The organism is Pseudomonas sp. GM84 (assembly GCF_000282535.1).
Taxonomy (GTDB): domain Bacteria; phylum Pseudomonadota; class Gammaproteobacteria; order Pseudomonadales; family Pseudomonadaceae; genus Aquipseudomonas.
In genome coordinates this window covers 1-24,795 of sequence record NZ_AKJC01000252.1, presented here as the reverse complement: position 1 = coordinate 24,795, position 24,795 = coordinate 1, and the positions used below count along the sequence as shown (strand labels likewise).

24 protein-coding genes are annotated in these 24,795 nt (G+C 63.4%); 9 read left to right on the top strand and 15 right to left on the bottom strand.

Annotation, left to right across the window (positions count from 1 at the left end; all coding sequences use genetic code 11):
* Positions 1-34 precede the first annotated feature (34 nt).
* The 4 genes from hflD to PMI38_RS19920 form a co-directional block, all read right to left on the bottom strand.
* The gene (gene hflD / locus PMI38_RS19935) at positions 35-661 is read right to left on the bottom strand and encodes a high frequency lysogenization protein HflD (protein ID WP_008097756.1); all 627 of its coding nucleotides are present in this window, start codon (positions 659-661) and stop codon (positions 35-37) included.
* Entirely contained in the window at positions 658-1,782 is a 1,125-nt protein-coding gene (gene mnmA / locus PMI38_RS19930; RefSeq protein WP_008097754.1) for a tRNA 2-thiouridine(34) synthase MnmA, read from the bottom strand. Before mnmA ends, hflD begins: the two co-directional genes overlap by 4 nt.
* A 59-nt stretch (positions 1,783-1,841) precedes the next feature.
* A complete protein-coding gene (locus PMI38_RS19925) occupies positions 1,842-2,282 on the bottom strand; it encodes an NUDIX hydrolase (protein WP_008097753.1) in 441 nt (146 codons plus the stop codon).
* A 102-nt stretch (positions 2,283-2,384) separates the two neighbouring features.
* Positions 2,385-4,610 carry an NADP-dependent isocitrate dehydrogenase gene (locus PMI38_RS19920; RefSeq protein ID WP_008097751.1) on the bottom strand — a complete coding sequence of 742 codons (2,226 nt, stop codon included), beginning with the start codon at positions 4,608-4,610 and terminating at the stop codon, positions 2,385-2,387.
* 508 nt (positions 4,611-5,118) lie between these two features.
* On the opposite strand from PMI38_RS19920, the gene icd reads away from it, so the two are divergent.
* Complete coding sequence (gene icd / locus PMI38_RS19915) at positions 5,119-6,375, top strand: NADP-dependent isocitrate dehydrogenase (protein ID WP_008097749.1); 1,257 nt, start codon at positions 5,119-5,121, stop codon at positions 6,373-6,375.
* A 70-nt stretch (positions 6,376-6,445) separates the two neighbouring features.
* On the opposite strand, the gene cspD is transcribed toward icd, so the two are convergent.
* Entirely contained in the window at positions 6,446-6,700 is a 255-nt protein-coding gene (gene cspD / locus PMI38_RS19910; protein WP_008097747.1) for a cold shock domain-containing protein CspD, read from the bottom strand.
* A gap of 230 nt (positions 6,701-6,930) precedes the next feature.
* Here cspD and clpS point away from each other — a divergent pair, with 230 nt between their 5' ends.
* Entirely contained in the window at positions 6,931-7,293 is a 363-nt protein-coding gene (gene clpS / locus PMI38_RS19905) for an ATP-dependent Clp protease adapter ClpS (protein WP_043274002.1), read from the top strand.
* Positions 7,294-7,323: 30 nt separating this feature from the next.
* Positions 7,324-9,594 (top strand): ATP-dependent Clp protease ATP-binding subunit ClpA, encoded by a 2,271-nt coding sequence (gene clpA / locus PMI38_RS19900; RefSeq protein WP_008097744.1) that lies wholly within the window; start codon positions 7,324-7,326, stop codon positions 9,592-9,594.
* Positions 9,595-9,769: 175 nt separating this feature from the next.
* Here the strand turns inward: clpA and infA are convergent, their stop codons facing one another.
* From infA to aat, 3 genes are all read right to left on the bottom strand, one after another.
* Positions 9,770-9,988 (bottom strand): translation initiation factor IF-1, encoded by a 219-nt coding sequence (gene infA / locus PMI38_RS19895; protein ID WP_002553999.1) that lies wholly within the window; start codon positions 9,986-9,988, stop codon positions 9,770-9,772.
* A gap of 103 nt (positions 9,989-10,091) precedes the next feature.
* Positions 10,092-10,799: an arginyltransferase gene (locus tag PMI38_RS19890; protein ID WP_008097741.1), complete on the bottom strand. Its 708-nt coding sequence runs from the start codon at positions 10,797-10,799 to the stop codon at positions 10,092-10,094.
* Between the two features lie 56 nt (positions 10,800-10,855).
* Entirely contained in the window at positions 10,856-11,536 is a 681-nt protein-coding gene (gene aat / locus PMI38_RS19885) for a leucyl/phenylalanyl-tRNA--protein transferase (protein WP_008097739.1), read from the bottom strand.
* Between the two features lie 361 nt (positions 11,537-11,897).
* Here aat and PMI38_RS19875 point away from each other — a divergent pair, with 361 nt between their 5' ends.
* The 6 genes from PMI38_RS19875 (at position 11,898) to cysG (ending at position 19,458) form a co-directional block, all read left to right on the top strand.
* Positions 11,898-14,348 (top strand): DNA translocase FtsK, encoded by a 2,451-nt coding sequence (locus PMI38_RS19875; RefSeq protein ID WP_162130468.1) that lies wholly within the window; start codon positions 11,898-11,900, stop codon positions 14,346-14,348.
* Positions 14,349-14,410: 62 nt separating this feature from the next.
* Positions 14,411-15,046, top strand: a complete 636-nt coding sequence (lolA, locus tag PMI38_RS19870) for an outer membrane lipoprotein chaperone LolA (protein ID WP_008097734.1) — start codon at positions 14,411-14,413, stop codon at positions 15,044-15,046.
* 12 nt (positions 15,047-15,058) lie between these two features.
* The gene (locus PMI38_RS19865; protein ID WP_008097732.1) at positions 15,059-16,384 is read left to right on the top strand and encodes a replication-associated recombination protein A; all 1,326 of its coding nucleotides are present in this window, start codon (positions 15,059-15,061) and stop codon (positions 16,382-16,384) included.
* Positions 16,381-16,755, top strand: coding sequence for a fluoride efflux transporter CrcB (crcB, locus tag PMI38_RS19860; RefSeq protein ID WP_008097730.1), 375 nt, complete (start codon positions 16,381-16,383; stop codon positions 16,753-16,755). The genes PMI38_RS19865 and crcB overlap by 4 nt, the downstream gene beginning before the upstream one ends.
* 30 nt (positions 16,756-16,785) lie before the next feature.
* On the top strand, positions 16,786-18,066 hold the full coding sequence (gene serS / locus PMI38_RS19855; protein ID WP_008097727.1) for a serine--tRNA ligase: 1,281 nt from the start codon (positions 16,786-16,788) through the stop codon (positions 18,064-18,066).
* Entirely contained in the window at positions 18,067-19,458 is a 1,392-nt protein-coding gene (gene cysG / locus PMI38_RS19850) for a siroheme synthase CysG (RefSeq protein WP_008097726.1), read from the top strand. It abuts the gene before it with no gap.
* Positions 19,459-19,699: 241 nt separating this feature from the next.
* Here the strand turns inward: cysG and PMI38_RS19845 are convergent, their stop codons facing one another.
* The 7 genes from PMI38_RS19845 to PMI38_RS19815 form a co-directional block, all read right to left on the bottom strand.
* Positions 19,700-20,659 (bottom strand): glutathione S-transferase family protein, encoded by a 960-nt coding sequence (locus PMI38_RS19845; RefSeq protein ID WP_008097724.1) that lies wholly within the window; start codon positions 20,657-20,659, stop codon positions 19,700-19,702.
* 92 nt (positions 20,660-20,751) lie between these two features.
* Entirely contained in the window at positions 20,752-21,756 is a 1,005-nt protein-coding gene (locus PMI38_RS19840) for a glycosyl transferase family protein (protein ID WP_008097722.1), read from the bottom strand.
* Positions 21,753-22,088, bottom strand: coding sequence for a TusE/DsrC/DsvC family sulfur relay protein (locus tag PMI38_RS19835; RefSeq protein WP_008097719.1), 336 nt, complete (start codon positions 22,086-22,088; stop codon positions 21,753-21,755). The genes PMI38_RS19840 and PMI38_RS19835 overlap by 4 nt, the downstream gene beginning before the upstream one ends.
* Entirely contained in the window at positions 22,085-22,381 is a 297-nt protein-coding gene (tusB, locus tag PMI38_RS19830; RefSeq protein ID WP_008097717.1) for a sulfurtransferase complex subunit TusB, read from the bottom strand. The genes PMI38_RS19835 and tusB overlap by 4 nt, the downstream gene beginning before the upstream one ends.
* A complete protein-coding gene (tusC, locus tag PMI38_RS19825; protein WP_008097714.1) occupies positions 22,381-22,740 on the bottom strand; it encodes a sulfurtransferase complex subunit TusC in 360 nt (119 codons plus the stop codon). The genes tusB and tusC overlap by 1 nt, the downstream gene beginning before the upstream one ends.
* Position 22,741: 1 nt before the next feature.
* Positions 22,742-23,134, bottom strand: coding sequence for a sulfurtransferase complex subunit TusD (tusD, locus tag PMI38_RS19820; RefSeq protein WP_008097712.1), 393 nt, complete (start codon positions 23,132-23,134; stop codon positions 22,742-22,744).
* Between the two features lie 87 nt (positions 23,135-23,221).
* A complete protein-coding gene (locus PMI38_RS19815) occupies positions 23,222-24,601 on the bottom strand; it encodes a nucleobase:cation symporter-2 family protein (RefSeq protein ID WP_008097710.1) in 1,380 nt (459 codons plus the stop codon).
* Positions 24,602-24,795 lie beyond the last annotated feature (194 nt).

The following is a 24,795-nucleotide window of genomic DNA, read 5'->3' as shown; positions in this document are numbered from 1 at the left end:
TGCCGGCGATGAGGCCGGAACGGCCAACCCCTCTTCAGGAGGCGTTGCGCATCATGTCGTACAGTTCGTTGAGCAACTTGCGCCGGCTGAACACCAGTTGCCAGCGGTGCCCGCCCAGCTGGCGCCACAGGCGCGCGGCGCGGATACCGGCCAGCAGCAGGGCGCGAATCTTCGACGCATTGCTGGCCTGCTGCAGGAAACGCATGTCGCCATGCACCTGGATGCGCTGGCGCAGGGTGCTCAAGGTGTCCTGGTACAAGGCTCCACTGGAAGCGATGACGTTTTCGTGAACCAGGCCAAAATGATCGGCCTGCGACTGGATCTGCGGCAGGCGATTGCCGATGGTGTCGAGCAGGTCGCCGCGCTTGTTCAGCTGGCGCTCCAGGCCCAGCATCGACAGGGCATAGCGCAGCGGTTCGCGCTGCAGGCTGTTGGGGTCGCGCTCCAGGGCGCCGACCAGCGCGCGGTAGCCGTCGCGCAGGTTCAGGTCGTCGCCACCGAACACTTCCAGGGTGTCCTTCGGGTCGCGCACCAGCAGGCTGCCCAGCATGCAGCCGATGTTGGCCTCGCTGGCCTGGCCGGTGCGGGCGATGCGGTCGACCAGCACGGCGGCCTGAAACACTCCGCCCAGGGCAATCAATTGCTCCTGCAGGTTGCTCATGCGCGCGGGCTCCACGGCTCGGCGGTTTCGATCACGCCGCCGCCCAGGCACACCTCGCCGTCGTAGAACACCACCGACTGGCCTGGGGTCACGGCGCGCTGCGGCTCGTCGAACACGGCGCGGTAGCCGGTTTCAGTCAGCTCCAGGGTGCACTGCTGGTCGCTCTGGCGGTAGCGCACCTTGGCGGTGAGCTTGCGCGGGCTGCTCAGGTCGATCGGGTTGACCCAGAAGATTTCCGAGGCGAGCAGGGCGCGGGAGAACAGCCAAGGGTGTTCGTTGCCCTGGCCGACCACCAGCACGTTGCGGGTCAGGTCCTTGTGCAGCACGTACCACGGCTCGTCGCCGGCGTCCTTCAGGCCACCGATGCCAAGGCCCTGGCGCTGGCCGATGGTGTGGTACATCAGGCCGTGGTGGCGGCCGATCACTTCGCCTTCGGTGGTTTCGATGTTGCCCGGCTGGGCCGGCAGGTACTGCTTGAGGAAGTCGCTGAAGCGGCGTTCGCCAATGAAGCAGATACCGGTGGAATCCTTCTTCTTGGCGGTGGCCAGGCCGTGTTTTTCGGCAATGGCGCGCACTTCGGGCTTTTCAAGCTCGCCGACCGGGAACAGGGTGCGGGCGATTTCCTTGCCGCCGACGGCATGCAGGAAATAGCTCTGGTCCTTGTTCGGGTCCAGGCCCTTGAGCAGTTCGGTGAGCTCGCCGGTGTCGCGGCGGCGCACGTAGTGGCCGGTGGCGATCAGGTCGGCGCCCAGCGACAGGGCGTACTCGAGGAACGCCTTGAACTTGATTTCGCGGTTGCAGAGGATGTCCGGGTTCGGCGTGCGGCCGGCCTTGTATTCCTCGAGGAAGTGCTCGAACACGTTGTCCCAGTACTCGGCGGCGAAGTTGGCGGTGTGCAACTTGATGCCGATGCGGTCGCACACGGCCTGGGCGTCGGCCAGGTCTTCACGCGCGGTGCAGTACTCGGTGCCGTCGTCCTCTTCCCAGTTCTTCATGAACAGCCCTTCCACCTGGTAGCCCTGTTCCATGAGCAGAAGGGCGGAGACGGAAGAGTCCACGCCGCCGGACATGCCGACGATGACGCGGGTCTTGGCGGGGTCTTTGAGTGCTGGGCTGGTCATGATTACCGATGTGTATCAAGGGGGAAAAACGCCGATTCTATCAAACCCGGGGCGGCGCGTCAGTCGCGCAGCAGATCGAGGCTGTGCAGGGGGCCTTTGAGGTAGTCGTCCAGGCAGCGTGGCACCAGCTCGCTGCGCCAGCGGGTGGGGTCGGCCAGCAGTTCTTCGCGGGTCAGCCAGACGGCGCGGACGATATCGCTGTCCAGGGCCAGGTCGGCGTGGTGGCGCACGGGGCGGGCGGCGAAGCAGATGCGCTGGTAGGTCACGCCGTTGCTGGGGGCGGTGTAGAGGTAGATGCCGACCACGCCGGTGAGCTCGACTTCCCAGGCGGTTTCTTCGAGGGTTTCGCGCAGGGCGGCCTGGGGCAGGGTTTCGAAGGGTTCGAGGTGGCCGGCGGGCTGGTTGAAGACGTGCTGGCCGGCTTTGAATTCTTCGACGAAGAGGAACTTGCCTTCGTGTTCGACGAGGGTGGCGACGGTGATGTGGGGTTGCCAGGTCATTTGTGTGTCCTTGGATCGCGGGGGCTGCAAAGCAGCCCCAATTCCCAGAAAGCACAAACCCCGGTGCGTGGCCGGGGTTTGTGCTGTTACTTCAAGCGAACCTTACAGGGCGGCAATGGCGCTGTTCAGGGTCTGGCTTGGGCGCATCACCTTGGCGGTCAGCTCGGCATCCGGGGCGTAGTAGCCACCGATGTCGGCCGGCTTGCCCTGAACGGCGTTGAGCTCGGCGACGATGGTCGCTTCGTTCTCGATCAGGGTCTTGGCCAGCGGTGCGAAGCGCGCTTGCAGGGCGGCGTCGTCGCTCTGGGCAGCCAGGGCTTCGGCCCAGTACAGGGTCAGGTAGAAGTGGCTGCCGCGGTTGTCGATACCACCGACTTTGCGCGAAGGCGACTTGTTGGTGTCGAGGAACTTGCCGGTGGCCTGGTCCAGGGTGTTGGCCAGGACCTTGGCGCGCGGGTTGTCGTAGGTGTTGCCCAGGTGCTCCAGGGAAGCGGCCAGGGCCAGGAATTCACCCAGCGAGTCCCAACGCAGGAAGTTCTCTTCAACCAGCTGCTGTACGTGCTTCGGTGCTGAACCGCCGGCGCCGGTTTCGAACAGACCACCGCCGTTCATCAGCGGCACGATCGACAGCATCTTGGCGCTGGTGCCCAGCTCCATGATCGGGAACAGGTCGGTCAGGTAGTCGCGCAGCACGTTGCCGGTCACCGAGATGGTGTCCTTGCCTTCGCGGATGCGGGCCAGGGAGAACTTGATGGCGTCGACCGGTGCCAGGATACGGATGTCCAGGCCAGTGGTGTCGTGATCCTTCAGGTACTGCTGCACCTTCTCGATCATCACGCCGTCGTGGGCGCGGGCCGGGTCCAGCCAGAACACCGCTGGGGTGTCGCTCAGGCGGGCGCGGTTGACGGCCAGCTTGACCCAGTCCTGGATCGGCGCGTCTTTGGTCTGGCACATGCGGAAGATGTCACCGGCTTCGACGTTCTGCTCCAGAACGACCTTGCCCTTGCTGTCGACCACGCGCACAACGCCATCGGCCTTGACCTGGAAGGTCTTGTCGTGGGAGCCGTACTCTTCGGCTTTCTGCGCCATCAGGCCAACGTTCGGCACGCTGCCCATGGTGGTCGGGTCGAAGGCACCGTTGACTTTGCAGTCTTCGATGGTGGCCTGGTAGATACCGGCGTAGCAGCGGTCCGGGATGATCGCCTTGGCATCTTGCAGTTCACCGGCGGTGTTCCACATCTTGCCCGAGTCACGAATCATTGCAGGCATCGAGGCGTCGACGATGACGTCGCTCGGTACGTGCAGGTTGGTGATGCCCTTGTCGGAGTTGACCATGGCCAGGGCTGGACGCTCGGCGTACAGGGCTTGGATGTCGGCTTCGATCTCGGCCTGCTTGTCGGCTGGCAGGTCCTTGATGCGGGCGTACAGGTCGCCGATGCCGTTGTTGGCATTGAAGCCGGCTTCGGTCAGCGCGGCAGCGTGCTTGGCCAGTACTTCGCCGTAGAACGCTTCGACGATGACGCCGAACATGATCGGGTCGGAGACCTTCATCATGGTGGCTTTCAGGTGGACCGAGAACAGCACGCCGGAGGCCTTGGCATCGGCGATCTGCTCGGCGATGAAGGCTTTCAGGGCCTTGCGGCTCATGGTGGCGCAGTCGATGACTTCGGCGGCTTTGACGGCGGTCTTTTCTTTCAGCACGGTGGTGCTGCCGTCTTTGCTGACCAGTTCGATGCGCAGGCTGTCGTCAGCCTCGATCAGTGCGGCCTTCTCGCTGCCGTAGAAGTCGCCATTGTTCATGTGGGCAACGTGCGACTTGGAGTCGGCGGCCCAGGCGCCCATCTTGTGCGGGTGCTTGCGAGCGTAGTTCTTGACCGACAGCGGCGCGCGGCGGTCGGAGTTGCCTTCGCGCAGTACCGGGTTCACGGCGCTGCCCTTGATGCGGTCGTAGCGCGCGCGGGATTCTTTTTCTTCCGCGGTGGCCGGCTCGTCGGCGTAGTCAGGGATGTTGAAGCCCTTGGCCTGAAGCTCTTTGATCGCCGCTTTCAGCTGCGGGACCGAGGCCGAGATGTTCGGCAGCTTGATGATGTTGGCTTCAGGGGTGGTAGCCAGTTGGCCCAGCTCCGCCAGGTGATCGCCTACCTGCTTCTCGGCGCCCAGTTGCTCCGGGAATGCCGCGAGGATACGGCCAGCCAGGGAAATGTCGCGGGTTTCGACGGCGATGTCAGCCGAAGCGGTGAAGGCTTCGACGATCGGCAGCAGCGAGTAGGTGGCGAGGGCGGGGGCTTCGTCGGTGAAGGTATAGATGATCTTGGAACGGGTGGGCATGCGGGTTAACTCTCTATGTGCTGAGCGTACTCGAGTCTCGTGGTGCGCAGGGTAAGCGCTTCGCTCCGGCGACGCCATGAGCGGAAAGTCGAGAGGCTGCGAGCGGTGATGGTGGATGCATCAGTCGAGCGTCAAGTGCTGAGCTGCGGTAACAACCCAGGCTTTTGGCCATTGCTGGCCGAGGGCGAGCCGCATTTACCTGGGATTCGCCCCGATGACCCTTGGGTCGCGGCGCAGTATATCAAACCAATCAGGCTATTCAGCAAGACGAAGTGACATCGGCGCCATTTATAAGACCAAAGACGTAGGGGCAATGCGGTGCGTTGCCGCAGGTTTGTCGGTGGCGCCCCTGGCGCCGGCAAGCCGGCTCCCACAGGGTTTGGGGGTGCCTGGGCTTTTTGTGGGAGCCGGCTTGCCGGCGATAGGGCCTTGCAGGTCGGCGGATGTGGTTTAGGCTCAGTGGGATCGCATGATGTCCAATCACACCCGAAAGCGGAGTAGTGCAAGCATGGGATACCAGAAAATCAAGGTTCCGACCGACGGCGCCAAGATCACCGTCAATGCAGACCATTCGCTCAATGTGCCCGACAACCCCATCATTCCTTATATCGAAGGCGATGGGATTGGCGTCGATGTGTCGCCGGTGATGATCAAGGTGGTCGATGCGGCCGTGCAGAAAGCCTACGGCGGCAAGCGCAAGATCGCCTGGATGGAGGTGTATGCCGGGGAGAAAGCCACCCAGGTGTATGACCAGGACACCTGGCTGCCCCAGGAAACCCTGGATGCGGTGAGAGAATACGTGGTGTCGATCAAGGGGCCGCTGACCACGCCGGTCGGCGGCGGTATCCGTTCGCTGAACGTGGCCCTGCGTCAGCAGCTCGACCTGTATGTCTGCTTGCGCCCGGTGCTGTGGTTCCAGGGTGTGCCGAGCCCGGTTAAAAAGCCCGGGGATGTGGACATGGTGATCTTCCGGGAAAACTCGGAGGACATTTATGCCGGCATCGAATGGAAGGCCGGCTCGCCCGAGGCGAACAAGGTGATCAAGTTCCTCAAGGAGGAAATGGGCGTCACCAAGATCCGCTTCGACCAGGACTGTGGCATCGGCGTCAAGCCGGTCTCCCGCGAGGGCACCAAGCGTCTGGTGCGCAAGGCCCTGCAGTACGTGGTGGATAACGACCGCGAATCGCTGACCCTGGTGCACAAGGGCAACATCATGAAGTTCACCGAGGGGGCCTTCAAGGACTGGGGCTACGAGGTGGCCAGGGACGAGTTCGGTGCCGAGCTGCTCGATGGCGGCCCGTGGATGAAGTTCAAGAACCCCAGGACCGGGCGCGAGGTCATCGTCAAGGACGCCATCGCCGACGCCATGCTGCAGCAGATCCTGCTGCGCCCGGCCGAATATGACGTGATCGCCACGCTCAACCTCAACGGTGACTACCTGTCCGATGCCCTGGCGGCGGAAGTGGGCGGCATCGGCATCGCGCCGGGGGCCAACCTGTCCGATACCGTGGCCATGTTCGAGGCGACTCACGGCACCGCGCCCAAGTACGCCGGGCAGGACAAGGTCAACCCTGGCTCGGTGATCCTGTCTGCGGAGATGATGCTGCGCCACATGGGCTGGACCGAGGCGGCCGACCTGATCATCAAGGGCACCAATGGCGCGATTGCAGCCAAGACCGTGACCTATGACTTCGAGCGGCTGATGGAGGGGGCCAAGCTGGTGGGCAGTTCAGGCTTCGGGGACGAGATGATCAAGCATATGTGAGGCAATTGAAAACCGGCCGCTTCTATTAAGGAAGCGGCCGGTTCGTTCGTATACCGGCAGAGCGGGTGATTCAGGCTTTGACGGTTTCGAGAGGGGGTGACACCTTGCTCGCGGCTTCGGCTCCAGCGGGCACGATCGCAATCGCGTGCAGTCCTTTTGGCCCCTGGATGATATCGAAGTTCACTGTCTGGCCAGCTTTGAGTGTCTTGTAACCGTCCATCTGGATCGCTGAGTAATGAGCGAACAGATCTTCGGTTTTACCCTCCTCGTTGATGAATCCGTAGCCCTTGGCATTGTTGAACCACTTGACTTTACCGCTTGCCATCCCTATGTCCCTCTGCAAAGGACTCCATCACTGGAGTATCATCCACTTCATCCGCATACGAACCATGCGAAAAATCTGGTTGACTGCGCGGATCTTTATCGACCACGGTGGGTTCTTATTGGTTGTAACACCGTTTTGCCGATAGTCAAGGTCGCCCAGCGCGTGCGCTGGCAGTGGCCTGTGCGGTCAACCCACAACGTTAACCTGTCGATCATGATGAAATTCTTTCCATGCATGCACCTAGCAAGATTCGACTAACATTCAATCAGGATCGCCCGCAATCGAACGAGGACGACGGCTCAGGTCTTGCGGTACAGGAAGCCAAGCCGATCCTGCAGGCTCCACCTATGTACAAGGTGGTTTTGTTCAACGATGACTACACGCCGATGGATTTCGTCGTCGAAGTGCTCGAAACGTTCTTTAGTCTGAACCGCGAGCTGGCGACCAAGATCATGCTGACCGTCCATACCGAGGGGCGGGCAGTGTGCGGATTGTTTACCCGTGACATCGCCGAAACAAAGGCCATGCAGGTCAACCAATACGCCAGGGAAAGCCAGCATCCGCTACTCTGTGAAATCGAGAAGGACGGTTAATCGCCGACCACTTGGGTATGAGGTGAAGCTATGTTAAACCGCGAGCTCGAAGTCACCCTCAATCTTGCCTTCAAGGAGGCTCGTTCGAAGCGTCATGAGTTCATGACCGTCGAACATTTGCTGCTGGCACTCCTTGACAATGAGGCTGCCGCGACCGTTCTGCGCGCCTGTGGCGCCAATCTCGACAAACTCAAGCACGACCTGCAAGAGTTCATCGATTCCACTACACCCCTTATTCCCGTCAATGACGAAGACCGTGAAACCCAGCCGACCCTGGGCTTCCAGCGTGTGCTGCAGCGTGCCGTGTTCCACGTGCAAAGCTCCGGCAAGCGCGAAGTGACCGGCGCCAATGTGCTGGTGGCGATCTTCAGCGAACAGGAAAGCCAGGCCGTGTTCCTGCTCAAGCAGCAGAGCGTGGCCCGTATCGACGTGGTCAACTACATCGCCCATGGCATCTCCAAGGTGCCAGGGCATGGTTCGCACAGTGAAAGCGACCAGGAGATGCAGGACGAGGATGGTGGTGAAACTTCGTCTTCGAGCAACCCCTTGGACGCCTATGCCAGCAACCTTAACGAGCTGGCGCGTGCGGGCCGTATCGATCCGCTGGTAGGCCGCGAGCAGGAAGTCGAGCGCGTTGCGCAGATCCTTGCCCGTCGGCGCAAGAACAACCCGCTGCTGGTCGGTGAGGCCGGCGTCGGTAAAACCGCCATCGCCGAAGGCCTGGCCAAGCGTATCGTCGACGGCCAGGTGCCCGATCTGCTGGCGCAAAGCGTGGTGTATTCGCTTGACCTCGGCGCGTTGCTGGCCGGCACCAAGTACCGCGGCGATTTCGAGAAGCGCTTCAAGGCGTTGCTCGGCGAGCTGCGCAAACGCCCGCAAGCGATTCTGTTCATCGACGAAATCCACACCATCATCGGTGCGGGTGCGGCGTCCGGCGGGGTGATGGATGCGTCCAACCTGCTCAAGCCGCTGCTGTCGTCCGGCGATATTCGCTGCATCGGCTCGACCACCTTCCAGGAGTTTCGCGGCATCTTCGAGAAAGACCGGGCCCTGGCTCGGCGCTTCCAGAAGGTCGATGTCAGTGAGCCGTCGGTCGAAGATACCGTCGGTATCCTGCGTGGCCTGAAGGGGCGGTTCGAAAGTCATCACAACATCGAGTACAGCGACGAGGCGCTGCGCGCGGCTGCCGAGCTGGCCTCGCGCTACATCAACGATCGCCACATGCCGGACAAGGCCATCGACGTGATCGACGAGGCGGGCGCCTACCAGCGCCTGCAGCCTGAGGCAAACCGGGTCAAGCGTATCGAGGTGCCGCAGGTCGAGGACATCGTTGCCAAGATCGCGCGGATTCCGCCGAAGCACGTCACCAGTTCCGACAAGGAGCTGCTGCGCAACCTGGAGCGTGACCTGAAACTGACCGTGTTCGGTCAGGATGCCGCGATCGACTCGCTGGCCACGGCCATCAAGCTGTCCCGTGCCGGCCTCAAGGCGCCGGACAAGCCAGTCGGTTCGTTCCTGTTCGCCGGTCCCACCGGTGTCGGCAAGACCGAAGCGGCGCGGCAGTTGGCCAAGGCGCTGGGGGTCGAGCTGGTGCGCTTCGACATGTCCGAGTACATGGAGCGGCACACCGTGTCGCGCCTGATCGGTGCGCCTCCAGGCTATGTCGGGTTCGACCAGGGCGGCCTGTTGACAGAAGCCATCACCAAGCAGCCGCATTGCGTGCTGCTGCTCGACGAAATCGAGAAGGCCCACCCGGAAGTCTTCAACCTGCTGCTGCAGGTGATGGACCACGGTACCCTGACCGACAACAACGGGCGCAAGGCCGACTTCCGTAACGTGATCCTGATCATGACCACCAACGCCGGGGCAGAAACCGCGGCACGGGCGTCGATCGGCTTCACCCATCAGGACCATGCGTCCGATGCCATGGAAGTCATTCGCAAGAGCTTCACGCCGGAGTTCCGCAACCGCCTGGATACCATTATCCAGTTCGGCCGTCTGAGCCACGAGACGATCAAGAGCATCGTCGACAAGTTCCTCATCGAGCTGCAGGCCCAGTTGGAAGACAAGCGGGTGCTGCTGGAAGTCAGCGATGATGCACGCGGCTGGCTGGCGGCCTCGGGCTACGATGTGCAGATGGGTGCACGGCCGATGGCGCGGCTTATCCAGGACAAGATCAAGCGGCCATTGGCCGAAGAGATCCTGTTTGGCGAGCTGGCCGAGCATGGCGGTGTGGTGCACGTCGACTTGCGCGATGGCGAACTGGTGTTCGATTTCGAGACCACGGCAGAGGTGGCGTGACAAGCTGGGCCCCTGTGGGAGCGGGCTTGTCCCGCGAACACCGGCGAAGCCGGTGCCATGCACCGCGGAGTCTGCTTCGCGGGGCGAGCCTGCTCCCACAAGGTGCGATGCAAGCCTGAAATTTCACAGGCACAAAAAAGCCCGGCACATGGCCGGGCTTTTTCATGGCTGGAGCTTAGCGCGCACGGTAAGTGATGCGGCCCTTGCTCAGGTCATAAGGCGTCAGCTCGACGCGGACCTTGTCGCCAGTGAGAATGCGGATGTAGTTCTTGCGCATCTTTCCGGAGATGTGCGCGGTTACGACGTGCCCGTTTTCCAACTCCACGCGGAACATGGTGTTGGGCAGGGTGTCGACGACAGTACCTTCCATTTCGAAGCTGTCTTCTTTCGACATGCAGTAGAGCCCTCAGGTATCCAGTGTTAGCCCGACGCATAACCGCAGCGGGCAAAAAAGTGGCGTGGATTATGCCGGAAAATAGTGTGTCAAGCCAATGCTTTCAATTGAGGGTGACCCAGCGCTGGTTGATCAGCAGCTCGATGGGGCGGTACTGGGTCTTGTAGTTCATCTTCTTGCAGTTCTTGATCCAGTAGCCGAGGTAGACCGCTTCCAGGTCCTGGCGCAGGGCTTCGGTAATCTGCCAGAGAATGGCGAAACGCCCCAGGCTGCGACGCTCCTCGTCGGGTTCGTAGAAGGTGTAGACCGCCGACAGGCCGTTGGGCAGCAGGTCGCATACGGCCACCGCCAGCAGGCGCCCGGCCAGGCGGAACTCGTAGAACCAGCAGAACGGCAGGTCGCGCACCAGGAAGGTGGAAAACTGGTCGCGACTCGGCGGGTACATGTCGCCATCGGCGTGGCGGGTCTCGATGTAGCGCCGGTACAGGTCGAAGTATTCTTCCTTGAAGGCCGGCCGCGCGGCCGTCACGGTAAGGTCGGCATTGCGCTTGAGAATGCGTCGCTGCTGACGGTTGGGAATGAAGCGAGCAGCAGGGATGCGTGCCGGCACGCAGGCGTTGCAATTCTGGCAGTGCGGGCGATACAGGTGGTCGCCACTGCGCCGAAAGCCCATCTCCGACAGGTCGGCATAGACATGCACGTCCATCGGCTGACTGGGGTCGAGGAACAGGGTGGTCGCCTGCTCGTCCGGCAGATAGCTGCAGGAGTGGGGCTGAGTGGCATAGAACTTCAACCGCGCCAACTCTGTCATGATCGACCCCTTCGGTGAGACTTTGTTTTAAGTGTAAGCCAGCTGGCAAAACTCGCCTAGGCCACCCAGGTGGCGCTGTTGGGCTGGTCGAGGTGCTGTGCGAGGTATTCGGCGAAACGTGCGCGGCTGATGGCGCGAGCGCCAAGGCTGTGCAGGTGGTTGGTCGGCATCTGGCAGTCGATCAGCACGAAGCCGGCTTGGCGCAGGTGCTCGACCAGGGTTACGAAACCGACCTTGGAGGCGTTGTCGGCGCGGCTGAACATCGATTCGCCGAAAAACAGCTGGCCCATGGCCAGGCCATAGAGTCCGCCGACCAGCTCGCCGTCCTGGCGTACTTCCACCGAATGGGCGATGCCGCGCCGATGCAGTTCGCAGTAGGCATCGCGCATGGTGTCGGTGATCCAGGTGCCGTCAGCGTAGTCGCGGGGCGCGGCGCAGGCGGCGATCACGGCGGCGAAGTCGGTGTCGAAGCTGACCTGGTAGCGGCCCTGGCGCATCAGCTTGGCCAGCGAGCGCGAGACGTGCAGTTCGTCAGGGAGCAGCACCGTGCGCGGGTCAGGCGACCACCAGAGGATTGGCTGACCGTCCTGGTACCAGGGGAAGCAGCCATGGCGATAGGCCTGCACCAGGCGGTCGGGGCTCAGGTCGCCGCCGGCGGCGAGCAAACCGTTGGGGTCGTGCAGGGCCTTTTCCAGGGGAGGGAAGGTCAGCGAGTCGCGGGTCAGCCAGGTGAGCATGGTCTATCGTGCGGTGGGGGAGGGGAGAGGGCAGCATGGCGCGCAAGGCTTCGAGGGTCAATGCTTGCCCGCCAATGCGCAGGTTCTGGCCGCGAGGCAGGCAATTTCCTGCGCTTTCATGAGGCAGCAGGCACCATTGGGCGCATTTGCTGTCACACCTGTGCAAAAACACAGCATAAGCCTTTGTCACAAAAGAAAATGCATGCTCAAATTGCAGCTATACGAAAGTCGCCCCCAGCCTAGCTCCATACGGCGTGCCGCCATGGCGGCCGGCGGGCAGTAATGTTAAAAGTAGGGGTTCATTGGCCAGACACCGGCCGATCACTACTGGACGCGCAGCACGCGCAGGAATAGACGCGTTTTGAAGAAATCCACCGCAACTCCAGCTCCTTTGCCCGTGCCCCTGTGGCGGCAGCAGCTGCATTACCGCCTCAAGGAAGGTGCGTTGATCGCTGTCGGCGCCCTGTGCCTGTACCTGTGGATGGCACTGCTGACCTACGACACCTCCGATCCGGGCTTCAGCCACACCAGCAACGCTGAGCAGGTGCAGAATGCCGCCGGGCGTGCCGGTGCCTATTTCGCCGACATCCTGTTCATGGTGCTTGGCTATTTCGCCTACATCTTCCCGCTGTTGCTGGCGATCAAGACCTGGCAGATCTTCCGCGAGCGGCACCAGCCGTGGCAGTGGAGTGGCTGGCTGTTCTCCTGGCGGCTGATCGGCCTGGTGTTCCTGGTGCTGTCCGGTGCGGCCCTGGCGCATATCCATTTCCATCCGCCGGCAAGCCTGCCGTTCTCCGCCGGTGGTGCCCTGGGCGAAAGCCTCGGCGAGCTCGCGCGCAACCTGCTCAACGTGCAGGGCAGCACGCTGATGTTCATTGCCCTGTTCCTGTTCGGCCTGACCGTGTTCACCGACCTGTCCTGGTTCAAGGTGATGGACATGACCGGCAAGATCACCCTCGACCTGTTCGAGCTGGTACAGGGTGCGGCCAACCGCTGGTGGGAGGCACGCAACGAGCGCAAACGCCTGGAGGCGCAGTTGCGCGAGGTCGACGAGCCCAAATTCGACGCGGCGCCGACGCCTGCCGAGAAGCGCGAACCGATCAAGCCACAGCCACGCGAGCGCATCGTCGAGCGCGAAGAAACCCCGGCCCGGCCGGCTGCGCCGCGCGAACCCGTGGTGCCACGTGAGACGGTGGTGCCCCGTGAGCAACCTGCGGCACCGGTGATCATGCCGCCTGCGGTGAAGGCGCCCGAGCCAAGCAAGCGGGTGATGAAAGAGAAGCAGACACCGCTGTTCGTCGACAGCGCGGTGGAAGGTACCCTGCCGTCGATCTCCATCCTCGACCCGGCCGAGCAGAAGAAGATCGAGTATTCGCCAGAATCCCTGGCCGGTGTCGGCCAACTGCTGGAGATCAAGCTCAAGGAATTCGGCGTGGAAGTCTCGGTGGACTCCATCCACCCGGGCCCTGTGATTACCCGTTATGAAATCCAGCCGGCGGCCGGGGTCAAGGTCAGCCGTATCGCCAACCTGGCCAAGGACCTTGCACGGTCCATTGCGGTGACCAGCGTGCGGGTGGTCGAGGTGATCCCCGGCAAGACCACCGTGGGTATCGAGATCCCCAACGAGAACCGCCAGATGGTGCGCTTCTCCGAAGTGCTGGCGACGCCGCAGTACGATGAACAGAAGTCGCCGGTCACTTTGGCGCTGGGCCACGACATCGGCGGCAAGCCGGTGATCACCGACCTGGCCAAGATGCCGCACCTGCTGGTGGCCGGTACTACCGGTTCCGGTAAATCGGTGGGCGTGAACGCGATGATCCTGTCGATCCTGTTCAAGTCGGGCCCGGAAGACGCGCGGCTGATCATGATCGACCCGAAGATGCTTGAACTGTCGATCTACGAAGGCATCCCGCACTTGCTGTGCCCGGTGGTCACCGACATGAAGGACGCCGCCAACGCCCTGCGCTGGAGCGTGGCCGAGATGGAGCGGCGCTACAAGCTGATGGCGGCGATGGGCGTGCGCAACCTGGCCGGCTTCAACCGCAAGATCAAGGATGCCCAGGAGGCTGGCGAGGTCATCCACGACCCGCTGTACCGCCGCGAGAGCATGGACGACGAGCCGCCGGTGCTGAAAACCCTGCCGACCATCGTGGTGGTGGTCGACGAATTCGCCGACATGATGATGATCGTCGGCAAGAAGGTCGAAGAGCTGATCGCCCGTATCGCACAGAAGGCGCGGGCTGCCGGTATCCACCTGATCCTTGCCACCCAGCGCCCGTCGGTGGACGTGATCACCGGCCTGATCAAGGCCAACATCCCGACCCGCATGGCGTTCCAGGTGTCGAGCAAGATCGACTCGCGGACCATCATCGACCAGGGTGGCGCCGAGCAGTTGCTGGGCCACGGTGACATGCTCTACATGCCGCCGGGCACCAGCCTGCCGATCCGTGTTCACGGTGCGTTCGTCTCCGACGACGAAGTGCACCGGGTCGTGGAAGCCTGGAAGATGCGCGGCGCGCCGGACTACAACGACGACATCCTCAATGGCGTGGAAGAGGCCGGCAGCGGCTTCGAAGGCGGCGGCGGTGGTGGCGATGGCGAAGATTCGGAGAGCGACGCGCTGTATGATGAGGCCGTGCAATTCGTGCTTGAAAGCCGCCGTGCATCGATCTCGGCCGTGCAGCGCAAGCTGAAGATCGGCTACAACCGCGCTGCCCGCATGATCGAGGCAATGGAAATGGCCGGCGTGGTCACCCCGATGAACAGCAACGGCTCGCGGGAAGTGATCGCCCCAGGCGGCCCACGCGACTGATGAACACCTTGCCGGGCGCCAACGGTGGCGCCCGGCTCCTTCAATGCTCAATGAGGATAAACATGCGCGCGATTCGCATGCTGTTGGTTTCTGCCCTGACCCTGGCCTCTGTGTCGACCACTGTGTCGGCCTATGCCGGTGAGCAGGATGTACAGCGCCTGACCCAGTTGCTGGAGAAGTCGCAGACCATCGAAGCCAATTTCTCCCAGCTGACCCTGGATGCCGGCGGCACCAGCCTGCAGGAAACCTCCGGCAAGATGACGGTCAAGCGCCCAGGCCTGTTCTACTGGCACACCGATGCTCCGCAGGAGCAGGTGGTGGTGTCCGATGGCAAGAACGTCACCCTGTGGGACCCGGACCTGGAACAGGCCACCATCAAGAAGCTCGACGTGCGCCTGAACCAGACCCCGGCGCTGCTGCTGTCCGGTGACGTGTCGAAAATCAGCCAGAGCTTCGACATCACCTCCAAGGAGCAGGGCGATGTGATGGACTTCACCCTCAAGCCGAAGACCAAGGACACCTTGTTCGACTCGCTGCGCGTGTCGTTCCGCAAGGGCCTGATCAACGACATGCAGCTGATCGACAGCGTCGGCCAGCGCACCAACATCCTGTTCAACGGGGTCAAGGCCAACCAGGCGGTGCCGGACAGCAAGTTCAGGTTCGACATCCCCAAAGGCGCTGACGTGATCAAGGAGTAACCGGAGCTCGTCATGGACCTGTTTCGAAGCGAACCCGTCGCCCAGCCCCTGGCTGCTCGCCTGCGCCCCTCCAACCTGGGCGAGTACGTCGGCCAGGAGCATTTGCTGGCGCGTGGCAAACCGCTGCGCGAGGCGCTGGAGCAGGGTGCGCTGCACTCGATGATCTTCTGGGGCCCGCCAGGCGTGGGCAAGACCACCCTGGCGCGGCTGCTGGCGCAGTTCTGCGATGCTCACTTCGAAACAGTGTCGGCGGTGCTGGCCGGGGTCAAGGAGATCCGCCAGGCTGTCGAGGTGGCCAAGCAGCAGGCCGCCCAGTACGGCCGGCGCACCATCCTGTTCGTCGACGAAGTGCACCGCTTCAACAAGTCCCAGCAGGACGCCTTCCTGCCCTACGTGGAGGACGGCACGCTGATTTTCATCGGTGCCACCACCGAAAACCCGTCGTTCGAACTGAACAACGCCTTGCTCTCGCGGGCGCGGGTGTATGTGCTCAAGAGCCTCGACGATGTCGCGCTGCGCAAGCTGGTCGACCGTGCGCTCAGCGAAGAGCGGGGCTTGGGCAAGCGCAACCTGCGGGTCGGCGACGAGGCCTTCAAGATGCTCATGGCCGCCGCCGATGGCGATGGCCGGCGCATGCTCAATTTCCTTGAGAACGCCTCGGACCTGGCCGAAGACGGTGGCGAGATCTCCGTCGAATTGTTGCAAAGCCTGCTCGGTGACAGCCGCCGGCGCTTCGACAAGGGCGGCGAGGCCTTCTACGACCAGATTTCCGCGCTGCACAAATCGGTGCGTGGCTCGAATCCCGATGCCGCGCTGTACTGGTTCGCGCGCATGCTCGACGGCGGCTGCGACCCGTTGTACATCGCCCGCCGCGTGGTGCGCATGGCCAGCGAAGACATCGGCAACGCCGACCCGCGCGCGCTGAGCCTGTGCCTGGCTGCCTGGGACGTGCAGGAGCGCCTGGGCAGCCCGGAGGGTGAACTGGCGGTGGCCCAGGCCATCACCTATATCGCCTGCGCACCGAAGAGCAACGCCGTGTACATGGGCTTCAAGACCGCATTGCGCGAGGCGGCCGAGCACGGCTCGCTGGAGGTGCCACTGCACCTGCGCAATGCGCCGACCAAGCTGATGAAGCAACTGGGCTATGGCGATGAATACCGCTACGCCCACGACGAGCCCGATGCCTACGCCGCCGGCGAAGACTACTTCCCCGACCAGCTCGAGCCGCGCCCCTACTACCAGCCTGTTCCCCGTGGCCTGGAGCTGAAGATCGGCGAAAAACTGCGCCATCTGCACGAGCTCGACCGCAACAGCCCCCGACAGCGGAGAAAACCGTGATCGCACTCGTCGCCGCCGTCAGCGCGGGCGGTATTGCCGGCACTTTGCTGCGTTTCGCCACCTCGAACTTCGTGTCGGCCCACTGGCCCCGGCATTTCTATCTCGGTACGCTGGCTGTCAACCTGGTTGGCTGCCTGCTGATCGGCCTGCTCTACGGCCTGTTCCTGCACAAGCCGATGGCCCCCGTGGAGCTGCGCGCAGGCCTGATCGTCGGCTTCCTGGGCGGGCTGACGACGTTTTCCTCCTTTTCGCTCGATACCGTGCGCCTCATGGAAAGTGGGCAGGTGCCCCTGGCCGTGGGCTATACCGGTATTAGCGTGATGGGCGGGCTCCTGGCCACTTGGGCCGGCCTGTCCCTGACCCGACTCTGAACCAACCTCTATACATAACGAGAGAACGACATGCTCGATTCCAAACTGTTACGCGGCCAACTCCAGGAAGTGGCTGACCGCCTCGCCTCCCGTGGCTTCAGCCTGGATGTCGCGCGCATCGAATCGCTGGAAGAACGCCGCAAGGCGGTACAGACCCGTACCGAGCAGTTGCAGGCCGAGCGTAACGCCCGCTCCAAATCGATTGGCCAGGCCAAGGCCAAGGGTGAAGACATCGCGCCGCTGATGGCCGACGTCGAGCGCATGGCCAATGAACTGGCGGCCGGCAAGGTCGAACTGGACGGTATCCAGGCTGAACTGGACGGCATCCTGCTGACCATTCCGAACCTGCCGGACGCCAGCGTTCCAGTCGGTGCCAGCGAAGACGACAACGTCGAAGTGCGCCGCTGGGGTACGCCGAAAGCTTTCGATTTCGAGATCAAGGACCACGTCGCCCTGGGCGAAATCAGCGGTGGCCTGGACTTCGAAGCCGCGGCCAAGCTGTCCGGTGCCCGCTTTGCCGTGCTGCGTGGCCCGGTCGCCCGCCTGCACCGCGCACTGGCGCAGTTCATGATCAACCTGCACACCGGCGAGCACGGCTACGAAGAGCATTACACCCCGTACCTGGTGCAGGCCCCGGCGCTGCAAGGCACTGGCCAGCTGCCGAAGTTCGAGGAAGACCTGTTCAAGATCAGCCGCGAAGGCGAAGCCGACTTCTATCTGATCCCGACCGCCGAAGTGTCGCTGACCAACCTGGTGGCTGGCGAGATCCTCGACGCCAAGCAGCTGCCGCTCAAGCTGGTCGCCCACACCCCGTGCTTCCGCAGTGAAGCCGGCGCATCGGGCCGCGACACCCGCGGCATGATCCGCCAGCACCAGTTCGACAAGGTCGAGATGGTCCAGGTGGTCGAGCCGTCCAAGTCGATGGAAGCGCTGGAAGGCCTGACCGCCAACGCCGAGCGCGTCCTGCAGCTGCTGGAGTTGCCGTATCGCGTGCTGGCCCTGTGCACCGGCGACATGGGCTTCGGCGCCGTGAAGACCTACGACCTGGAAGTGTGGGTGCCGAGCCAGGACAAGTACCGCGAGATCAGCTCCTGCTCCAACTGCGGTGACTTCCAGGCCCGCCGCATGCAGGCCCGCTGGCGCAACCCGGAAACCGGCAAGCCTGAGCTGGTGCACACCCTCAATGGCTCCGGCCTGGCGGTGGGCCGTACTTTGGTGGCGGTGCTGGAGAACTACCAGCAGGCCGACGGCTCGATTCGCGTGCCGGAAGTACTGAAGCCGTACATGGGTGGTGTCGAGGTCATCCGCTAAATGGATTACCTGCCGCTGTTCCACAAGCTGCAGGGCGGCCGCGTGCTGGTCGTCGGCGGCGGCGAAATCGCCTTGCGCAAGGCGCGCCTGCTGGCCGATGCCGGCGCCGCGCTGCGGGTGGTGGCGCCCGACGTCGATGGCCAGCTGGCCGCGCTGGCCCGTGAAGGTGGCGGCGAGGTCCTGGTACGTGGCTATCGGGCGGACGACCTGGTCGGTTGCCGGCTGGTGATCGCGGCCACCGATGACTCGGGGCTCAATGCCCAGGTGTCGGCCGATGCGCAGGCGCTCAGCCTGCCGGTCAACGTGGTGGATGCGCCGGCCCTGTGCACGGTGATCTTCCCGGCGATCGTCGACCGCTCACCCTTGGTGGTGGCGGTTTCCAGTGGCGGTGACGCCCCGGTGCTGGCGCGCTTGATCCGCGCCAAGCTGGAGGCCTGGATTCCGTCTACCTATGGTGAGCTGGCCGGCTTGGCCGCGCGTTTTCGCGACAAGGTCAAGGCGTTGTACCCCGACGTCAACCAGCGCCGCGGCTTCTGGGAAACCGTGTTCCAGGGCCCGATTGCCGAGCGCCAACTGGCCGGGCAGGGGGGCGAGGCCGAAAAGTTGTTGCAGGCCATGGTCGACGGTGCCCCGGTACAGCAGGGCGGCGAGGTGTATTTGGTGGGCGCTGGACCGGGTGACCCGGACTTGCTGACTTTCCGCGCCTTGCGCCTGATGCAGCAGGCCGATGTGGTGCTTTACGACCGCCTGGTGGCGCCTGCGATCATCGAGATGTGCCGGCGCGATGCCGAACGCATCTATGTGGGCAAGCGCCGCGCCGACCATGCCGTGCCGCAGGACCAGATCAACCGCCTGCTGGTCGACCTGGCGCAGCAGGGCAAGCGTGTGTTGCGCCTGAAGGGCGGCGACCCGTTCATCTTCGGCCGGGGTGGTGAGGAGATCGAGGAGCTGGCCGAGCATGGCATCCCGTTCCAGGTGGTGCCGGGTATTACCGCGGCCAGTGGCTGTTCCGCCTATGGCGGTATTCCGCTGACTCACCGGGACTATGCCCAGTCGGTGCGGTTCGTGACCGGGCATCTCAAGGACGGTACCAGTAATCTGCCTTGGGATGACCTGGTTGCACCGGCGCAGACCTTGGTGTTCTACATGGGGCTGGTGGGGTTGCCGACCATTTGTGCCGAGCTGATTCGTCATGGTCGTGCGGCCAGTACGCCGGCGGCGTTGGTGCAGCAGGGAACTACGCGCAATCAGCGGGTGTTCACCGGCACCTTGGCGGACTTGCCGGCGCTGGTGGCCCAGCATGAGGTGCATGCGCCGACCCTGGTGATTGTCGGGGAAGTGGTGCAGTTGCGCGAGAAGCTGGCCTGGTTCGAAGGCTCGCAGCAGGACTGAAATTGTTGGGGCCGCTTTGCGGCCCATCGCCGGCAAGCCGGCTCCCACAGGTACTACACCGTTCTTGAGAGCTGTGCTGATCCTGTGGGAGCAACTGTCTTGCTCAACTTCTTGAAGTTGGCGCGATTGCTGTGGGAGCGGGCTTGCCCCGCGAAGCAGGCAACTCGGTGCATGGCACCGGCTTCGCCGGTGTTCGCGGGACAAGCCCGCTCCCACAGAGGCACTGCTGCCCCCGACGATCTCAAGCCTGCCAAATCCCCTTGCCCGCCAACCGCCCCCGATCATGCGGCTGGCTAAAGTCCTGCAACGGCCCCTTGGGCACAATCCCATTCGGGTTGATGGTCTTGTGACTCATGTAATAGTGCTTCTGGATATGTTCCATATTCACCGTCTGCGCCACCCCCGGCCACTGATACAGCTCGCGCAGCCAGTTGGACAGGTTCGGGTAGTCGCTCAAGCGGCGCAGGTTGCACTTGAAGTGCCCGTGGTAAACCGCATCGAAACGCACCAGCGTGGTGAACAGCCGCACGTCGGCCTCGGTCAGGTATTCACCGGCCAGGTAGCGATTACGGCTTAGCAGATCTTCCAGATAATCCAGCTCATTGAACACGTCATCGAACGCGGCCTCGTAGGCCTCTTGCGTGGTGGCGAAGCCTGCGCGGTACACGCCGTTGTTCACTGCCGGATAAATGCGCGCGTTGAGCGCCTCGATGGCCGGGCGCAGTGGCTCGGGGTACAGGTCCAGGTGGTTGTCGGTCAGCTCGTTGAAGGCGCTGTTGAAGATACGGATGATCTCCGACGACTCGTTGTTCACGATGCGCTTCTCTTGCTTGTCCCACAGCACGGGCACGGTGACACGGCCGGTGTAGTGCGGGTCGTCCTGGGTGTAGCGCTGGTGCAGGTAGGTGAGGCCGTCGAGGTGGTCGCCGCTGGAGCCTTGCTGCTGGTCGAAGGTCCAGCCGCTTTCCTGCATCAGCCAGCTCACCACCGACACATCGATCAGCGGCTCCAAGCCTTTGAGCGCGCGCAAGATCAACGTGCGATGAGCCCACGGGCACGCCAGCGACACATACAGGTGGTAGCGGCCGGCCTCGGGGGCGGGCAGTTGATTGCGGCGTTGGGCATTCTCGCGCTTGAACGCGCCGTCCTTGCCGTTTTCGTACCACTGGTCATGCCAGCGGCCGTCGATCAAAAGGCCCATGGTGAGCTCCTCGGAACAAAGTCGTTTGTCGTTGGAGCTCAGTCTAGGGCAAATCGTTCGAACAACTAGTGCAAAGACTGCGGGGTAACCATCTACTTATTCGATTGGTTCCGTGCGCTCCAGTAACCGCGTGCCGTGGCAAATGCCTGCTCGCGATCCTGGCCCAGCCCGCGCAGGGCCAAGGCCATGGTCGCGACCACAGCCATTTCACCGTAGCTGTCTTCGGCTTCGCCGCGCCAGACGGCCAGCAGCTGTTCTGGCTGCAGGCTCGGCGGTTTCACGTGGCGGCGCTCGCTCAGCGCTGGCCATTCCTCGTCCCAGGTTTCTCCCGCCGTGGTGCCGTACAAGTGGCTGATGACATCGGGGTTCACCTCGATCTCGCCGCCGTCACCCTTGATCACCACGGCATGGTCGCCGAGCAGGCGGCTGGCTTCGCGGTGCACGGCCTGGTACCCGGGGTGGAAGATGCTCTGCAGGCCGCAACGGGCGCCCAGCGGGTTGAGCACGCGCGCCAGGGAATGGATGGGCGAGCGCAGGCCGAGGGTGTTGCGCAGGTCGATCATGCGCTGCAACTGCGGCAGCCAGTCCTGCAGGGGCGCGAAGGCAAGGCGCTGCTGGTCCAGGGCCTCGCTGACCGCAGGCCAGTCACGGCACAGCGGTATCTGCAGCAGGCCCAGCACCTGTTCGGTGTACAGTCGCCCGGCGGTGTGCGCGCCGCCACCGTGCAGGAGGATGCGCACGCCGTTGTTGGCCAGGCATTTGGCTGCCAGCAGGTACCACGGCAAGTGGCGCTTCTTGCCGGCATAGCTCGGCCAGTCCAGGTCGACCGCGATGGAGGGCGCTTGCAGGTGGGCGCGCACGGCTTCGGTGAAGCCGGCCAGCTCTTCGGCGCTCTCTTCCTTGTGCCGCAGCAGCATGAGGAAGGCACCGAGCTGGGTGTCTTCGACCTTGCCTTCCAGCAGCAGGGTCATGGCGGCGCGGGCTTCCTCGCGGGTCAGGCCGCGCGCACCGCGCTTGCCTTTGCCAAGGATGCGCACGAATTCGGCGAAGGGGTGTTCGGCCGGGGTTTCCAGGGTCAGCGGGCGAGCGTCGGTCATATGCAATTGGTCGGCTTGGGCAGGCCCGCGAGCTTGGCTGCGAGTTTGGCGGGGGTGCCATTGAACAGGCGGTTGAGGTGCGGGCTGTTGCCCTTTTCCGGCCCCAGCTTGAGTGCGGTGTACTTGATCAGCGGGCGCGTGGCCGGGGACAGCTGGTATTCCTCGTAGAACTGACGCAGCAGTTCGAGGACTTCCCAGTGATCGGCGGTCAGGGCGATGCTCTCGCGCTCGGCCAGTGCCTCGGCGGCGGCATGGGACCAGTCTTGCAGGTCGAGCAGAAAGCCGTCCTTGTCCAGGGCGATCGCTTGATCGCCAACGGTCAGTGTGTTCATAGCCAGCTGTTGACCTTGTCGTAGTGCAGTGACAAGGCGACGAACGCCGGGTAGTCCACCGCCTTGGCCAGCTCACTGCTGATGGCGCGCGCTTGCAGGTCTTCGTCGAGGGCGAACAGGCGTTGAGCCAGGCCGGCCGTCTGTAGCAGGCGCTGCGTGTCGCTGCCGTCGCGCAGGGCGTAAACCGCATCGCCGCACAACAGCAAGGCATCATCGCTGCCGAGCAGGCGTAGGCAACTGCCCAGGCGGTCGTCGCCGAAGGGGGAATGGGAGAGCACGTGCAAGGTCGGCATCAGAGCGTCACCACTTGGTCGTAACGGGCAATCAGCGCGGTCAGTGCTGCGTCGTCCAGCACCTCCACCGGCAGGTCCAGGGTGTCGGCTGCCAGGCCACGGCGGGTCAGGCTGTGCTGGCAGGCATACAGTTCTTCGACGCCGAACATCGGCAGCGCCTGCAGGTTGGCGCCGAGGTTCTTCTGCTGCACGGCGCTCGGTTGCTGGCCGGGCGCCAGCTGGAACACGCCGTCATCAAGAAACAGCATGCCCAGCGGCAGGTCGAACGCACCGCCCGCCAGGGCGATGTCCAGTGCCTCGCGTGCGCCAGGGCCATTCCACGGCGCCTGGCGGCTGATGATCAACAGGGATTTGGCCATTTCAATCGCCTCCAAAACAGACCAGGCGGTCGGCAAGCTGCGCCGCTTCATGCAACTGACCCAGGCCCGACAGCTCCCAGGGCTGGGGCAGGTTCACTGCCGGACGCTGGTAACGCGTGGCTTCGGCCTGGTCGAGCACTCCGCGGCGCAAGGCGGCGGCGATACACACCACCGCGTCAAGCTGCTGGGCTTCGATAAAGGCGCGCCACTGGGCCGCGACATCCACTTCGTCCTGGGGCGCGACGATGTTGGCCGAGGCGCTGTGAACGCCGTCCTGGTAGAAGAACAGCCGGGCAATCTCATGCCCGTCGGCCAGTACCGCCTCGGCGAAGCGCAGGGCGCGGCGCGAGGAGGGCGCATGGGCCGGGGAAAAAACCGCGATGGCGAATTTCATGGACAACTCGAATAAAGGAATGCCGCCATGATAAAGCAAAAAGCCCGCGCCGGTGGGCGCGGGCTTTGTCGGCTGAAGCACGCCGGGTCAGGCGTTTTCCTTGTTCTCTGGCAGGAACCAGTTCAGCAGCAGGGCGCAGATGCCGCCGGTGGCCACGCCCGATTCCAGCACATGGCGAATCGCCTCCGGCATGTGCGCGAGAAATTCGGGGACCTGAGCCACGCCCAGGCCCAGCGCCAGCGATACCGAGATAATCAGCAAGGCGCGGCGATCCAGGCGGGTGCTGGCCAGGATGTTGATGCCGGAGGCGGCTACCGCACCGAACATGACCATGGCTGCACCACCCAGCACCGGCTCGGGCACTGCCTGGATCACCCCGGCAACGCTGGGGAACAGGCCCAGCAGGACCAGCATCACGGCAATCCACATCCCGATATGGCGGCTGGCGATGCCGGTCAGCTGAATCACGCCGTTGTTCTGGGCGAAGATCGAGCTGGGGAAGGTGTTGAAGAAGCCGGCCAGCAGCGAGTTGGCGCCGTTGACCAGTACACCGCCCTTGATCCGCTGCATCCATACCGGGCCTTCGACCGGTTGGCGCGAGACCTTGCTGGTGGCGGTGACATCTCCAATGGCTTCCAGCGACGTCACCAGGTAGATCACCAGCATCGGAATGAACAGCGCCCAGGAAAAGCCCAGGCCGAAGTGCAGCGGCGTCGGGACCTGGAGCAGTGCGGCCTGGTGCATGCCAGTGAAGTCCAGGCGGCCAAGGTAGCCTGCCAGTGCGTAGCCCACGGCCAGGGCGATGACGATGGCGCAGCTGCGCATCCACACCACCGGGATGCGGTTGAGGATCACGATGATCGCCAGCACCACGCCCGAGAGCAGCAGGTTTTCGCCGTTGGCGAAGGTGCCGTCGGCCATTGCGCCAAAGCCACCGCCCATGCTGATGAGGCCGACCTTGATCAAGGTCAGGCCGATCATCAGCACGACGATGCCGGTCACCAGTGGGGTGATCAGGCGTTTGACGAACGGCAGGATGCGCGACACCCCCATTTCGACGAACGAGCCGGCGATCACCACGCCGAAGATCGCCGCCATCACGCTTTCCACCGGCGTGCCTTGCTTGACCATCAGCGCACCGCCGGCAATCAGCGGGCCGACGAAGTTGAAGCTGGTGCCCTGGACGATCAGCAATCCCGCACCGAACGGGCCGAAGCGCTTGCACTGGACGAAGGTGGCGATACCGGAAATCACCAGCGACATCGACACGATCAGGTTGGTGTCACGCGCCGAAACGCCCAGCGCCTGGCAGATCAGCAAGCCAGGGGTGACGATGGGGACGATGATTGCCAGCAGGTGTTGCAGCGCCGCCAGCAGGCCGATCAACAGCCGTGGCTTGTCCTCGAGGCCAAGCACCAGTTCATTGGCTGGCGCCGCCGCGCCTGGGCTGTGTTCGTGTGAGCTCATTGCAGGTTGCTGCCCCGGAGGAAAAAAGGAGCGCATTCTACGGAATGATGCGGGATTGGGGTAGAGGAAAGCACGTTGGCGGCAAGATCGGCGACCATTTGCTCTTTAAGCTGACTTTTAGGTCAATTTATGGGGTGGGTTTTTTTGGGGGGGGCTGGCTTGGGATTTGAGGTGGTGCATAAATCGAGCGCCGC